The 14,399-nt window shown below is 42.4% G+C and carries 14 protein-coding genes; 2 read left to right on the top strand and 12 right to left on the bottom strand.

What is annotated here, in order from left to right; genetic code table 11:
* Positions 1-3: 3 nt before the first annotated feature.
* From M1G14_RS04020 to M1G14_RS03990, 7 genes are all read right to left on the bottom strand, one after another.
* Complete coding sequence (locus M1G14_RS04020; protein ID WP_247919787.1) at positions 4-228, bottom strand: DUF4649 family protein; 225 nt, start codon at positions 226-228, stop codon at positions 4-6.
* A 187-nt stretch (positions 229-415) separates the two neighbouring features.
* Complete coding sequence (locus tag M1G14_RS04015; protein ID WP_003010035.1) at positions 416-1,060, bottom strand: CadD family cadmium resistance transporter; 645 nt, start codon at positions 1,058-1,060, stop codon at positions 416-418.
* 420 nt (positions 1,061-1,480) lie between these two features.
* A complete protein-coding gene (rpsO, locus tag M1G14_RS04010) occupies positions 1,481-1,750 on the bottom strand; it encodes a 30S ribosomal protein S15 (protein WP_003004251.1) in 270 nt (89 codons plus the stop codon).
* 201 nt (positions 1,751-1,951) lie between these two features.
* On the bottom strand, positions 1,952-2,380 hold the full coding sequence (locus tag M1G14_RS04005; protein WP_031576193.1) for a hypothetical protein: 429 nt from the start codon (positions 2,378-2,380) through the stop codon (positions 1,952-1,954).
* A 56-nt stretch (positions 2,381-2,436) separates the two neighbouring features.
* Positions 2,437-3,165 carry a pseudouridine synthase gene (locus tag M1G14_RS04000; RefSeq protein ID WP_247919788.1) on the bottom strand — a complete coding sequence of 243 codons (729 nt, stop codon included), beginning with the start codon at positions 3,163-3,165 and terminating at the stop codon, positions 2,437-2,439.
* A 2-nt stretch (positions 3,166-3,167) separates the two neighbouring features.
* On the bottom strand, positions 3,168-4,319 hold the full coding sequence (locus tag M1G14_RS03995; RefSeq protein ID WP_247926304.1) for an MFS transporter: 1,152 nt from the start codon (positions 4,317-4,319) through the stop codon (positions 3,168-3,170).
* A gap of 105 nt (positions 4,320-4,424) precedes the next feature.
* Complete coding sequence (locus M1G14_RS03990) at positions 4,425-5,588, bottom strand: MFS transporter (RefSeq protein WP_049523280.1); 1,164 nt, start codon at positions 5,586-5,588, stop codon at positions 4,425-4,427.
* 146 nt (positions 5,589-5,734) lie between these two features.
* Between M1G14_RS03990 and M1G14_RS03985 the strand changes: the two genes are divergently transcribed.
* Together M1G14_RS03985 and def are read left to right on the top strand one after the other, a co-directional pair.
* Positions 5,735-6,427 carry a cyclic nucleotide-binding domain-containing protein gene (locus M1G14_RS03985; protein ID WP_049523282.1) on the top strand — a complete coding sequence of 231 codons (693 nt, stop codon included), beginning with the start codon at positions 5,735-5,737 and terminating at the stop codon, positions 6,425-6,427.
* Between the two features lie 54 nt (positions 6,428-6,481).
* On the top strand, positions 6,482-7,096 hold the full coding sequence (def, locus tag M1G14_RS03980) for a peptide deformylase (protein ID WP_003004253.1): 615 nt from the start codon (positions 6,482-6,484) through the stop codon (positions 7,094-7,096).
* Between the two features lie 64 nt (positions 7,097-7,160).
* Here def and M1G14_RS03975 read toward each other — a convergent pair whose 3' ends face one another.
* From M1G14_RS03975 to M1G14_RS03955, 5 genes are all read right to left on the bottom strand, one after another.
* On the bottom strand, positions 7,161-8,165 hold the full coding sequence (locus tag M1G14_RS03975) for a hypothetical protein (protein WP_049523284.1): 1,005 nt from the start codon (positions 8,163-8,165) through the stop codon (positions 7,161-7,163).
* Between the two features lie 83 nt (positions 8,166-8,248).
* Entirely contained in the window at positions 8,249-8,917 is a 669-nt protein-coding gene (locus M1G14_RS03970; RefSeq protein ID WP_049523286.1) for a DUF443 family protein, read from the bottom strand.
* Positions 8,918-8,949: 32 nt separating this feature from the next.
* Positions 8,950-9,618, bottom strand: coding sequence for a DUF443 family protein (locus M1G14_RS03965; protein ID WP_049523288.1), 669 nt, complete (start codon positions 9,616-9,618; stop codon positions 8,950-8,952).
* Positions 9,619-9,979: 361 nt separating this feature from the next.
* Positions 9,980-11,221 (bottom strand): aminopeptidase, encoded by a 1,242-nt coding sequence (locus M1G14_RS03960; protein ID WP_061590964.1) that lies wholly within the window; start codon positions 11,219-11,221, stop codon positions 9,980-9,982.
* A gap of 254 nt (positions 11,222-11,475) precedes the next feature.
* On the bottom strand, positions 11,476-14,328 hold the full coding sequence (locus tag M1G14_RS03955) for an AAA family ATPase (RefSeq protein ID WP_247926303.1): 2,853 nt from the start codon (positions 14,326-14,328) through the stop codon (positions 11,476-11,478).
* Positions 14,329-14,399 lie beyond the last annotated feature (71 nt).

The following is a 14,399-nucleotide window of genomic DNA, read 5'->3' as shown; positions in this document are numbered from 1 at the left end:
CCTTTAGTTTTTGTATTGATCGAGGTCTTGCTTCATCAAATAGAAGAAGACATCTCCGTAAGTTCCGTGGTAATCGAGTTCGTGACCATTATAGGTCAATTTTTGTACGGGATAGTAATCCGCTACACCAATCAAGCAGGTCTGTTGGGATCGTTCAAACTCTTCATAGGAATCAAAATGCATGACTCTTTCATGTTTTGCACCATCTAGATATGTAATTTCAATCATATCAGTAACCTCTATTTCTTAAGATGTATCCATTGTAACACTGTTCATTACATCTGTCAAACAAAACGACTTCCTCAGAATGATGGATCTTGTGCGAAAAGGAAAAGACAACAAAACAAAAAATCTCCCCGAAGGGAGATCGATCTGGTCTATTTTACCTTACGATGCTAGAAACCGTAGCCGAAGATTATACTGGATAAAACCGTTCTAGAGAAGGCGACGAACCGAAGATTGTAGGCTCTATCGTGCCATTTTCATACATGATGTATAGTCCAAGTGTAATGAATACTAAGGGCACAACGATTCGCTCATATTTTTCAATTGTCTCAGATATTAACGGCATAGAGGATAGCACACGACTAAGCTCGCAAAAGATAATTATGCCGATTGCAAACACAAGCAACGCCACGAGTGTCTGTGACCAATCTAACGAAGCAAAATAAGGTATATAGATACCTAAATTATCTCCGCCAGACGCAATTGTCAGCAATGTAACTGTCCAAAACAGTTGATTTGCCTTGCTTTGTTCAAATCTTTCAATAATTTCTTCCTCTTCTTCCTCACCTTCTCCAACAATTGCAAAGCGAATCCCTAAATAGATAGGGATTAAACCAAGCAATCCAACCATCCATGCTTCAGGCACGAAATTGACGACATAAGCAGCAACTAAACTCGCCCCTACAAGTAAGCCTGTGCCTAGATATTGCCCCGCATAAATATGCCATTTCTGTTTATTCTGTGATAGCTGTGCAAATAAAATAATTAAAATAATTAAATAATCGATACTGGTGGAAATATAAACACCAATAGCAGATATGATTGTCTGTCCCATAAAAAACTCCTGTATTAGTCAGTAATAAATCAGCAGATTTTAGGGAAGCACAGACACATTAATTTAGCTATCGCTAGTGGGTAATGTCGAACGTAGGAAAGCATTTTACTCCTCCTCAAAACGTAGTTACAAAGTAATTTCTAGCTAGAATTCGGTGACTACTTCCATGTAAAGTATAACCCACTATACTTTACTTCGTAAAGTGTAGGCTCTCCGAGGGAGCTTGCAGACTGCTACTATTTGAGTTTTTGTAGTCTCCAAAATTGTGGCCGATAAAACCTCAATAAAAAAGCCCCCTGAATTCAGAAGGCTCCATTCTTGCTGGATAAAACGTTTCTAGACAAGGCGCCGAGCCGAAGATTGTACTGATGGTACATCGAGGCGAAGTCAACGAAGTATAGAAACGTTTTAGACGCAAGATTAACGACGAAGTCCAAGAGAGTTGATCAACTCACGGTAACGGTTAACGTCGTTTGTACGAAGGTAAGCCAACAAGTTACGACGGCGACCGATTTTCTTCATCAAACCACGGTAAGTAGCGTGGTCTTTTTTGTGTTGTTTGATGTGTTCGTTCAAGTGGTTGATTTCCCAAGTAAGGACAGCAACTTGTACTTCTACTGAACCAGTGTCACCTTCGTGACGTGCGTATTGTGCAATGATTTCATTTTTTTTCTCTTTTGAGATTGCCATGATAAGCTCCTTTTCTTTATGCTCTATCCGAGTGGCAGGTTTGGCATAGCCTGCTACCAAGAAAGAGTTAGTTGTCTATTCGACCTTCTTATTCTATCAGGATTGATCCCGTTTGTCAAACAAATAGAAAATACAGTAGCTTGATGATTTTAAAAGTTAGTTTGTACATAAACTTAAGCAAGAAAAAACATCTCCATAATATCAACTCACTCGTTGGATATCAAGTAACCCTATTGTAGAAAGCTTAGACAGATCCCCTTCGTCAATACCAATATCTTTCCTCATCGCAATGAGTAATTGAAAATATTTAGTATTTTGATCCTCTTGTGAAGTGCAACCTCCCCATGTTTGAATATATTCATTTAACGTATAAACTACTTCCACACTGCCAATCATGTTTACTATATTTATTTTAGAAATAATTTGTTCAAAATTAACTCCTGGATTCTTCAACACTATTGTTAATAGATCTATTAATTCTACATAGTTTTGTAACTTAATATTTCTATTGTCTTCTTTTAACTTATTTTTATTTTCAATTTTCTTATTTATCATATTAGGAACAATTGAAATCAATGCACCAACAATAACTGGCATTAAAACTATAAATAAATTATTAAAGTAATTCACTACAAACTCCTTATATATTGTAATTATCCAATTTTTAACTTTAACATTGTACTAACTTAAAGTTTGATCCCAAATATACTGATAGATTTCAATTCAGACTCATTCAGCCGTCTCCAGTCCCCAAGCTCTAAATTTGGATCTAGCCTTAGAGGACCCATAGAAATTCGCTCTAAATCCACTACTTCCTTGCCACAGGCAGCGACCATGCGCTTGACCTGATGGAATTTTCCTTCTGCAATTTCAATTTCGACATAGGAACTGGCGCTTGCCTCATCCACCTCTAAGATCTGCAATCTCGCAGGCAAAGTCGTGAAGTCTTTGAGGGCAATGCCTGCTTCAAAACGGGCCACATCTGCCTCATCCATGATCCCAGCCACCTGGGCACGGTAGACCTTCGACACATGCTTCTTCGGTGAAAGCATGGCATGGGCGAGCTTACCATTATTGGTCAAAAGGAGCAAGCCATGGGTATCGATATCTAGGCGCCCGACAGGAAAGACTTCCTTGTGACGGGCTGTCTCATCCAATAGATCCAAGACAGTTTGGTGATGGTCATCCTCAGTCGCTGAGATGACTCCAGCTGGTTTATGAAGCAGATAATACACAAAGGTTTCATGGACCAGATTTTCCCCCATAAAGGTCACCTGATCCTTGGCTGGATCAATCTGTAGCTTCCCTGCTGTCTCTTTTTTCCCATTCACTGCGATTTTCTTTTGCTTGAGAAGCTGCTTGACCTCGGTCCTACTCCCCACGCCACAATCCACTAAAAATTTATCTAGCCGCATGATTACTTCCCGCTCTTTCGCACAATCCAAAGGCCAAAAAAGGAAATCAGGATCATGAGGATACCAGAAAATCCAAAAATGAAGGCTGGAGCAGATGAGATCGTCCCTAATAGACTAAGGACAAAGGTCGTTGCGATCGAACCTGCACTACACCCCAACACCGCAATGGATGTTGCCTGACTTAATACTCCAGCTGGCATCTGATCAGATAAGACATTATAAACAGTTGTGAGAGCCACACTATAGGCAAAACCTGCAAGGATGGTCACAAGGGCGAGCATCCAGAGATTGGTAGAAACCCCGATCAACAGTTGGGTCAAGCCATAGGCCACTCCCGAAACTACCAACAAGCGATCGCGAAACAGCTGGGTTAATGGGGAGAAGGCTAATCCTGCAAGGATTCCGACAAATTGCATGGTTGCTAAAATAACCCCCGCAGTTTGGGCAGTGCCATGTCCAACTTGTTCTACCACACTTGGAATCCGAACGGTGATCATGACATTGGACAAGACGATAGCTGCCGCAACGACCGCTAAGCCGAGCGTAGTCCGCCATTGTCCCCCCGTCATCTTCACATCCTTGTGTTTTTCCTCCACTGCTTCTGTCTTAGATCCATAAGGCACAAATAAGAGATACAAAAGTAAGATAGGAATACTGATGCCGTAAACGAGAAAGGCAGCCTGCCAGCCAAAGCGAATCAAGAGGCTGACTCCAAAGGTTAAAACGGCCGTCCCAACAACCTCTGCAGAACCACGAATGCCAAGGGTTTGAACGCGTTCTTTTCCTTTATAGCGCTCACTGATAATGGCAATGGCAGAAACATTGAGCAAGCCAACCGCCATCCCGAAAATAATCCGAGACAAAAAGACAACCGGATAGGCTGGACTGATTAAGGGAATAAAGCCACATAGAGCGTAAGCAACTAAGCCTGTCACAATCATCTGGCGCTCTGAAAATAGGCGCCCAATCCATTTATTGAAGATGAGTGAAACCATGATCCCTGCAGAAGGAAGCGAGACCAAGAGCTCAATCATGCTATGAGGAATTCCCTTGTAATAGGCAAACATGGCCGACTGCGCACTCGAAATCGAAAACGAGGTCGTCAAAATAAATGAAAGCGCGAGAATACTCACTTTCTCCATGATTTTTTTCATTATTCTATCCTTTAAACTAATCTTTTTTTCACACTCCTCCTATAATAACACGAGCTAGTGACAGGACGCAATAGATTGAATTAAAAAAACGAAATGATTTCTCCATCATTTCGTTCGTGCTAGTAATTGTGAGGCAAAGACTCCCGTTCCAACCATCAAAGCACCAATCCAGACAAAAAGCAGATGATTGTTAGGAGCTAGTGGCGTCACCAACTGGATGAAGAAAGAAGAGAGGGCCGATCCGAGATTGCAGCCGATCAAGACCAGCGAGGTCGCAAGGTTCAGGAGATTGGTCGGGATTTTTTCAGATAAGTGATAAAAGATACTGGTGACCCCCGTACTGTAGGTAAATCCTGCTAAAAGGGTTCCTATAACCAAGCTCCATAGCTGGCTGGACAAGCCAATCAAGGCCAAAGCCAGACCGAAACCAAAGCACATGATCATGAGCAAGTTCTTTTTGAAAACATGTGTCAAACTGGCAAAGCCTACCCCTGCGACAATCCCTGTTAATTGCATCAGACTCAAGACGGTTCCAGCTGTTGTCGCTGTTCCCATACGAGCATCAACGATGATATCCGGCACGCGCAGACTAATGATGGAATTGAAACAAATGATGATACCAGCAATCACAGCTAGCATCAGACTAAAACGCCATTGAGGGGAGCGAAGACGTGCGGAACCTTTCTTTTTCTCCTTCAAGCTAGCCTGTTTTTGCTCCTTAGGATAAGGGACAAAAAGGAGATAGAGGAGTAAAATCAAGTAACCACCACCATATACGGCAAAGATCGCTGGCCAGCCTAGGGGTAAGAGTTGTCCCACAATAAAGGTCAAGATGGCAGAGCCCACCACTTCAGCAGACCCCCGATAGCCCAGCATCCGGGTCTTATCATTGCCTGAGTAGCGCTCACTGATAATTGAAATAGCCTTGGCATTGATCATTCCTGTCCCCAAGCCAAAGAGCAAACGACTCAGAAAGATGAGAGGATAGTCCTGCACGACCAAAGGCAAGAGGCCACTAGTTGAAAAGAGCAAGAGCCCTGCGACAATCATCTGGCGCTCACTCATCCACCGCTCGATCAGGCTATTTAAAAAGAGCATGGCTACGACCGCAAAGGCTGGCAGGGAAACCAAGAGTTCCACCTGACTTGCTGAATATCCGAAGTGACTAAAATAAGCCTTCATAGCCGGCAAACCGGCTGTAATTGAAAAGGATGAGATCAGCATGAGCGACAAGCTCAAGAGACTGATTCTTTCCATTGTTTTTTTCATTTTTTTATTTCCTACACTTTACTGGTAATACTTTGATTTCACTAGTTTTTTCAAAAAAGATTCAAACTAGTATTTTCAATAGAATCCTAGTATAATCAATTTAGAAATAGAAAAACAGGACATTTGTCCTATTTTAGGAGAGTGAGATGAAAAAAATTTCCCCATCTACAAGACTCAAGGAGATCATCACTGACTACCAATTGGACCAGATCTTTCCAGGCGACTGTCTCAGCCAGCTGGACCTCGTTCTCTATCAGGCTGGAGATTATATCTGCCGCCAAGGTTCTGAGCAAGATGTCATTCCTTATTTTCTCAAAGGCCGGCTCAAGATTATCCACAGTCTTGAAAATGGCAGCGACACCATCCTTGAAATCCAAGAAAAACCTGGACTCTTAGGAGAGATTGAGCTCCTGCTCGATCGGGTCTGTATCTCATCAGTCATTGCAGACCAAGACTCGCTAGTCGTCCAGCTCCCAGCCCAGCACTTTAAGAAGCGCCTCCTGTTTGATCCAACCTTTTTGCGCTCTACGGCCAAGACCTTGGCTGAGAAATTGCACCAGATCAACTATTTGGCTCCTGCAAACTTTCATTATTCGGTCAAGGAACGCCTCGCTACGCATTTTCTGGAACATTGCGATGAAAATGGGACCCTCAAGCCCAAGATGAATCAGCTGGCCCTGCGTTTTGGGATCAGCTACCGCCACCTTAGTCGCGTGATCAAACAGATGATTGACGAGGGGTTGATCAAAAGAGAAGGACGGGTCTATACGATTTTAGACCGAAAAAGAATGGGGGACTTGTCCATCAAACACACGGAAACAACTGACAGAAAACTTTAATTTCAGGTTCTTTTGTGTTATCATGGAGGGTAGAAAGAAAGTGAGAGTAAAACGATGAAAGCAATTGAAAAAGTTACAAGAGCGTCCCATTTGATTGATATGGATGACATTATCCGCGAAGGAAATCCAACACTTCGAGCTGTTGCAGAAGATGTAACCTTCCCTTTGTCTGATCAGGAAATTATCCTGGGTGAAAAAATGATGCAATTCTTGCACCATTCTCAAGACCCTGTTATGGCTGAAAAACTTGGCCTCCGTGGAGGAGTTGGACTTGCCGCACCACAGTTGGATATCTCTAAACGGATTATCGCTGTTTTGGTTCCCAATCCAGAAGATGCCGATGGCAACCCACCAAAAGAAGCCTATAGCCTTCAAGAAGTCATGTACAATCCAAAGGTTGTCGCCCATTCTGTGCAAGATGCAGCTCTTGGCGACGGGGAAGGCTGTCTCTCTGTAGACCGCAACGTCCCAGGCTATGTGGTTCGTCATGCCCGCGTGACGGTTGAGTATTTCACAAAAGATGGGGAAAAGAAACGCATCAAACTCAAAGGCTACAACTCCATTGTCGTTCAACATGAAATCGACCACACCAACGGCATCATGTTCTATGACCGCATCAACCCAAACAACCCATTTGAAATCAAAGAAGGACTTTTGATATTAGAATAAGATACAAAGGGCGTAAATGACAAAAATACCTAACTGAGAAAGCTCTCGGTTAGGTATTTTTTTGTTATTTTTTGCCTTGCCTTTTATTCGAAAACTTGCGTATGATGGTACGTGCCATGCTAATAAAGAAGTCCAAGGCAATTCCTAGGGTAATCATTCTGACAAGCCACACCAACCAGATTGGTCGTCTTACCTTTGCATCAGCATATCCTAAATGATCAAGTGCTACAAACATCAATAGATAGCATACTATTTCTAACGGAATGCGAAGTTTAGCTTTTTTTAGGCTGAAGCCTTTCAACCAATTCCATAGTAAATCCCACAACGTCGGATTATCTTCAGGTTCATCCTCCCAGTATTCCTTGCTTTTTGTTTTCAAATACAAGAGGTAACCCACTTCTGTCAGCAACTGAGTAAAAGCGTAACTGAATAGTATGCTTACGGATACTCCTAGCACCACTCCATAATAGCCAGTAAGGGCCGCTCCTATCATGGAGCAGACGAAGATGATCGTTAGGGCATTGCTACTGTAACTACTTGATTTTGCGAAATAATTTCCTAGGGTTCTAGTTGGTGAAAAGCCAATCTTTAACTGCTTCTTAAGCCAAAAATAATTATAAATAAAGCCCACTAAGGTACAAATCACAAGAAAAGGAATGACGATGAAGCCATATTTCGGGAAACCTACCTCAAATTCTTTATTTGCCAGAGCAGAAACAATGATGAGCAAGCCCATGACTTGGAGCGATAAAAACATCCCTGCATAGGTGAATAAGAGTAGGGTCGTTGACAATACTTGTCTTCTATATATAAATGTCCCCATTAACGGCAAGAAAAATGTAATGATATGGTAAAGACAATAGATGACGAGGATATCAAAAAACCAATGACTAAATGGTTTTATACCTTTTGATACATCATACGAATAAAAACAAAGGATTGCAATCGCGAACAGAAATACGCCTGTCCACGAAGTGATCATCATAGCCGCTGAAGCACGTGTATTGGCTAAACTTTTAAAGTAGACTTTGTTCACCTGCTCAATACCGACTGTCTTTTCGTTTTTCATGACATGCTCCTTTCTAAGAAATTCCTTTAAGATCCAAAAGCAGATGGATGTTGCACTTGCTTCTGAATTTCACTTAACTTGATCTACTTGACTTTGGCTTTGAAAGAGATGATTGGGGAATAAAAAATTAAATTCCCAGCTGATAAAAATAGAAATGATGAGATTAATAGACCAAAATGTATTATAAAATTGGGCTCAAAGTTTATTAAAATTGCATAACATACTGCAATGAACATGACTATAAGAAAAGTTACATATATTAAAGGTAATAGTATGTTTTTTATATATTCAGGAAAGCAATACACTTTTCGAGGTGTTTTATCTGCCACAATTTCCTGCATCCCTTCCCCTCTACCCATCCAAATCCGAAGTCCCACTACAAAAATTAAAATCAACATCATCAAGGATAGATTAAGCAAGTGAGAGGTAAAATTGAGGTATTTTTCTATTGGAAACGCCCTTGCTAATAGCATGGAGGTTACACCTAGACCAACCGATGCCCTCCCGATATTATTATTCACTAAACTCTGATGCTTCTTGTCTCTTTCAAATACTTTTGGAGCTAGGACTCCTACTTCATCCTCTGTCAGCTGATAGGCTTTATGAGGGATAAAATAAACAAACCACGGAAGAAAATAGGTGATGATAATCGGCCGATCGACTTCCATCAAATACCACTCTCCGTCAACTTTTAATAAATGATAGCGAAAGTTCATTTTGGGCAACCGTTCGATTTTTGCTGGTTTAAACATAGATCATCCTTTCTTAACATTTACACTTTTTCCTATTTTTTAATTTTTGCCTTATAATCCTCGCCTGAAGCATATAATAATAAATTACCATGTGATAAAAAAACCAATGAAAAAGCAAATAAGGCCACATGAAGAATTAGATTGGGTTTACTGGTACTCAGAACAAAGCAAAATGATACAGCTGAAAGAAATAAAGCCAATGTTACTAATAGAAGATTTTTTAGTAGTAACCTAAATCTTACTGGGCGACAATACATTTTTTTAGCTTTCTTGGAAGGCTTTATGACCGACTCTTTTTTCCCAATACTGATCCAAATGCGAATTCCAAAAGCAATGATTAGAACAAGGATCATTAGCACTAGATTCAGTAGATGGGAAGTAAAATATAAATAATCCTCTATCGGAAAAGCTCTACCTAGTAAAACTGCTAAGGAACCAGCACCAAGTGTTGAAATCCCTGCTTTAGTCTGAGTTGAAAGTATGTTCTTATCTCTTTTAAGAACTTTCGGAGCTATTGCTTCTACTTCATCCTCTGTTAGCTGATAACCTTTATGAGGGATAAAATAGGTAAACCATGGAAGAAAATAGGTGATGATAATTGGTCGATCGACGTCCATTAAATACCATTCATTCTCTACTTTTAACAAACGATATCGAAAATTCATTTTCGGCAAACGATCGATTTTTGCTGGTTTAAACATAGATTGATCTTACTTTCTATACTATTTTATTCTTAGACAGTCATAATTATATTATTTATTCATAAAAGAACATACCATCCATCATACCTGATTTTACTTTGATGATCAAGTTTTGACCAAAAAAAGTATCTAACTTCTTAGCAGTTGGATACTTTTTACTCTATTATATTTTGGGCACAGGGGTTGATGGCTCAAAACACTGTTTTGAGGTAGTAGATAGGGATTGCGAAGCAAGGCCCCTTCCTCATCAACTGTGCGGGGGGGACTAAAAAGGTCCTGTGGACCTTTTTTGCCCGAGCCTTAAAATCGAAAAGCGAGGTAGAAATCAAACTCTTCGAGTTACTGATTTCTGTCCTGCTCCCTATATCGCCCAATCTCCGTTGCGGAAGACTGGGACGCGGGTGCCGTCTTCTCGGATACCGTCGATATCCATTTGGCTTGAGCCGATCATGAAGTCGACGTGGACGTCTGAGCGGTTAAGGCCGGCTGCTTCGAGTTCTTCTTCTGTGAACTCTGCGCCACCTTCTACACTGGTTGCATAGGCTGCTCCGATGGCCAAGTGGTTAGAGGCATTTTCATCGAAGAGCGTATTGAAGAAGGTAATGCCTGATTGGGAAATTGGGCTTGGATCTGGGACGAGGGCACATTCACCCAAGGCACGCGCTCCCTTGTTTTTGAAGACCAAATCTTTCATGACTTGATCGCCTTTTTCTGCTGTGATATCCACAATTTCTCCATTTTCAAAGGTCACTTTGATCCCTTCGATGATGTTTCCGTTATAGCTAAGCGGTTTTGTAGACGTTACATAACCTTCTGCGCGACGGAAGTCAGGAGCTGTGAAGACCTCTTCTGTCGGCATGTTTGGCAAGAAGCTTTCGCCTTGGGCATTGATGGCTCCGGCAGATTCCCAGACGTGGTTTTTCGGCAAGCCAAGAGTCAAATCAGTCCCTGGGGCTGTGTAATGAAGGGCTGAGAATTGTTCCTTATTCAGTGTATCTGCCTTGCTCTTGAGAATAGCTGCATGCTCTTCCCAAGCCTTGACTGGATCTTCCTCGTAGACTCGGCAAGTCTTGAAGATTTGATCCCACAGGAGATCCACTGCTTCTTCATCGCTCGCCGCATTTGGGAAGACCTTTTTCGCCCATTCTAAACCTGCTGCTGCAGCAACGGTCCAGCTGACCTTGTTAGATTGAGTAGCGATGCGCATTGGTTTCATGGCCATGCCCAAAGCCTTAGCCGAGGCAGAAAGCTTCTCTGCATCAACACCATTTAAGGCACCTGGATCAGACGAGCGCACACCCAAGCGACTAGCTTTGTGGTCTAAGAGGTAGTTCATCTCCGCAATCTTGTAGTCTGGCACATTGTCCAAACGATCCATCGGTGCATGGAGGAATTTTTCCCGGGTAGTGAAATCATCTGCCCATTGGACAATCACTTCATGCGCCCCCAAGGCATAGGCTTCCTTCACGATCAAGTGGGCCAATTCTCTTTGTTCCACATCGATGTTCAAGACCAAGGTATGCCCAGGTTGCACATTGATACCGTTCGCCACTAACAATTTAGCGTATTTTTCGAGGTTTTCTTTAAAATTTGGTAAAACCATTGTTTTCTCCTTCATAAGTGAATGATCTCCTCCTAGTATACCATAAGTCCATGTAAAAAGAGAGTGGGACAGAAATCGATAATTCGTTAGAATTCGATTTCGTCGTCCCACCTCCGCACAGTTGAGTAGGGCTGTAAAAGCTGATGAAATCAGCGTAGTAGAGCCCACTCAACCACTGCGTCTTGCTCGACAATCCAAAAATAATTGAGAGGCTAGGACTTTTGTCCCAGCCTCTTTTTTCTTGTTCCTTCAGCTTAAGGAAGAACATAGCCTTGATCATCCACGGTATGGGGTTGCTCTGAACTGCTATTCTCTCTCAAAGCTTCCAAATCTTGATCCAAAATGGAATTGTAGTCTGTACTACCTTCACGGGTTACCCGAGTTGATACTTGGCGCAAGAGTTTTTCATTGAGATTGCGGACCCAGCGACCATTACTATGGTCATTGGCACGCATATAATTCCCTTTCACAATCTCTCCATAAAGGGCTTCATTGACCTGGTAACCTTGCTTACGCAATCCTAACAAACCGATCTCCACGATCTCATCTGGGCTGTAGTCTTCAAAATCAAATGTAGTTGGGATCCGGCTTTGTAGACCTGAATTGACCTGCAAGAAGTCGTGCATCTCTTTCGTGTAACCAGCAAAGATAATGACGATATCGCGGCGGTGATCCTCCATAAATTTGAGGACTTCGTCCAAGGCTTCCTTCCCAAAATCGTCATTTAAACCGGTATAAAGCGTATAGGCCTCATCGATAAAGAGGACTCCACCCAGTGCACTTTCTAGGACTTCGCGCGTCTTCAAGGCTGTTTGACCTTGGTAGCCTCCAACCAGATTGCTCCGGGATACTTCGATAAACTTCTTCTGCTTGATAACCCCCTTTTGGAAGAGGATATTACCCAAAATGCGGGCCACAGTCGTTTTCCCTGTACCGGGGTTTCCAAGAAAGAGAGAGTGCAAGGTCGTATCTTCAACGATGCCACCTTGTTCAGCCCGTTTTTGGTTGAACTCAGCCATGGCCACGAATTGTTCAACTTGCTCTTTCACCTTAGCAATTCCAACCAAACGGTTGAGGGCAGCCATCCCATCTTCTTCCTTGTCGGCTCCTGCTTGATACTTACCTTGGTTAAGAACAGCATCAATATCGCTATTGAGGATGGTCTCAATATCGTCAGAACCTTGGGCCACCACCCGATCTGCCATGGTCTTGGTCAATTGCTCATCCAGGTTACGGATCCAGCGACCATTGCTCTTATCTAGCGAGCCATCATAAGCCCGTTTAACATGCCGCGCATAGTAATCCCGGTCTTCGAGTTTGTAGTCTCCTTTGCTCAGGATCATTTCACCTAGTTGGACAATCTCATCTCCTGTGAAATCTTCAAAGATGAAATTATTTGGTACCCGAGAACGAAGGCCTGGATTGGTCTTTAAGAACTCCTCCATTTCCTTGGTATAGCCGGCAAAGATAATCATGATGTCGTCACGATTGTCCTCCATAAATTTGAGGATGGTATTGATCGCCTCGATCCCAAAGTCCGCACCGCTGTCCTTTTTATCCAAGCTATAGGCTTCATCAATAAAGAGAATGCCTCCTCGCGCTTTTTCAAGCAGGGCTTGGGTCTGTTCAGCCGTTCCTCCAATATTCGAAGAAATCAGATCGGACTCCGTTGCTTCCACGAAACGGAATTCTTCCCCTGAGAGGACACCCGCATCAAAGAGCACTTGTCCCAACAGACGGGCCACAGTGGTTTTCCCTGTACCAGGATTTCCCATAAAGGCAGCATGCAAGGTTTGCTTTTCAGGTGCCTTGCCACTGGCGATTCGTTTCTTGTTAAATTCCACCATGTTGATCATTTTCTTGATCTCATGTTTGACTTTTTCAAGACCAATCAGGCTATTGAGTTCTTGAAGAGCATCTTGTTTCTTCTCTGGTCCAGAGTCTCTTGCGGTGGTTGGAGCCACCGTTGCATCCGTCGCCTGTCCCGTAGGAACGACTTGCGCATTTCCCTTCGCCACTTCTCTGCCAACAAGATAATCACAGTCATCCTCGATTTCCTTGGTCAGATCACGCGCATCCCCTTGCTTATAGGTCATGGTGCCCACCTTCGCAAAGGCTCCACCTTGAAGCCGTATATTAGGATCCGCAATCTTATGACAAATCATATGCTCAGCCATCAGCACACCATCATCAAAAACGCCAAATGAAATGGTTTCGGCATTCTCATTCAAGAAGGTTGTTTCTCCAGTCAGGGAAGCAAAGGACTCTTCATAGACGCATAAAAATTCTGTAAATGTAGCCTGGTGAGCTCGGATCATACTATTGAATGAATTGATGGAGGTTATACGATCCGAATCCGAATTGAATTGAACATTATTATCAAGACAGACCCCAGTACCGGTAGGTAGCTCAATTTTACAGTTTTCAGACTCCCAGATGACATTCCTCAACCAAACTGGTGGAAAATCCTTTTCCAGATCCCCGCCTGTAATCGTTGAATTTTTTGCAATCACTTCTGAGTCCTTGGCATGGATCGTATTATTCCCAAATTTTTCAATATGGACATTTTCTAAGGTCAATTTAGATCCTTCTGACAGATCAATCTTAGAAAAGATCGTTGAATTGCGAATAGACAATTCTGATGCTGACATTCCGATGGCACTTTGGTGTTTTTCCGGAACCTTCATCCCGACTCCTTCCAGTGTCAACTTCGAATGCGTATCCATATAGATAAAAAATTCATTATTTGTTGGAGTGGTTGCTTCAAAATAGACCTGTTTACAGGTGATATCTGAGCTATTCCATAAGAGCAAGGTAGTATAATTCCCACCAACTTTAAACCACAGATCTTCAAATGTCACCTGAGCTCCCTCTACAAATCGGAAGGAAGCCTCAATCGTGTTGTTAAACATGCGCCCATTGCCATTTGGATTTGGGACCACATGCCCCACAAAATGAAGGTTCTTGTCGATCTCGATCACTTTATTTGTCGGCCATTGAAAGACATACCCATTTTCAAACTCGATGGTATCCCCATCCTGCGCTTTTTCAACCGCATCCATAAAGTTCCAACTATTGTTGTAAGGCCCTACTAAATATCTTGCCACGCGCTTCTCCTTTGTTTCATCTTTTTGAAAGAACATCCATTGTTTTTCTGTTTCCTTGTCACAAACAATCG

The sequence above is a fragment of the Streptococcus parasanguinis genome (assembly GCF_023109675.1).
GTDB classification, from domain to species: domain Bacteria; phylum Bacillota; class Bacilli; order Lactobacillales; family Streptococcaceae; genus Streptococcus; species Streptococcus parasanguinis_I.
This window is presented reverse-complemented; position numbering and strand designations above follow the sequence as displayed.

Bases quoted from the DNA above. Each gene is read 5' to 3' on its own strand.
- M1G14_RS04020 (WP_247919787.1), bottom strand. From the start codon at position 228: ATGATTGAAATTACATATCTAGATGGTGCAAAACATGAAAGAGTCATG.
- M1G14_RS04015 (WP_003010035.1), bottom strand. From the start codon at position 1,060: ATGGGACAGACAATCATATCTGCTATTGGTGTTTATATTTCCACCAGT.
- rpsO (WP_003004251.1), bottom strand. From the start codon at position 1,750: ATGGCAATCTCAAAAGAGAAAAAAAATGAAATCATTGCACAATACGCA.
- M1G14_RS04000 (WP_247919788.1), bottom strand. From the start codon at position 3,165: ATGCGGCTAGATAAATTTTTAGTGGATTGTGGCGTGGGGAGTAGGACC.
- M1G14_RS03995 (WP_247926304.1), bottom strand. From the start codon at position 4,319: ATGAAAAAAATCATGGAGAAAGTGAGTATTCTCGCGCTTTCATTTATT.
- M1G14_RS03990 (WP_049523280.1), bottom strand. From the start codon at position 5,588: ATGAAAAAAACAATGGAAAGAATCAGTCTCTTGAGCTTGTCGCTCATG.
- M1G14_RS03985 (WP_049523282.1), top strand. From the start codon at position 5,735: ATGAAAAAAATTTCCCCATCTACAAGACTCAAGGAGATCATCACTGAC.
- def (WP_003004253.1), top strand. From the start codon at position 6,482: ATGAAAGCAATTGAAAAAGTTACAAGAGCGTCCCATTTGATTGATATG.
- M1G14_RS03975 (WP_049523284.1), bottom strand. From the start codon at position 8,165: ATGAAAAACGAAAAGACAGTCGGTATTGAGCAGGTGAACAAAGTCTAC.
- M1G14_RS03970 (WP_049523286.1), bottom strand. From the start codon at position 8,917: ATGTTTAAACCAGCAAAAATCGAACGGTTGCCCAAAATGAACTTTCGC.
- M1G14_RS03965 (WP_049523288.1), bottom strand. From the start codon at position 9,618: ATGTTTAAACCAGCAAAAATCGATCGTTTGCCGAAAATGAATTTTCGA.
- M1G14_RS03960 (WP_061590964.1), bottom strand. From the start codon at position 11,221: ATGGTTTTACCAAATTTTAAAGAAAACCTCGAAAAATACGCTAAATTG.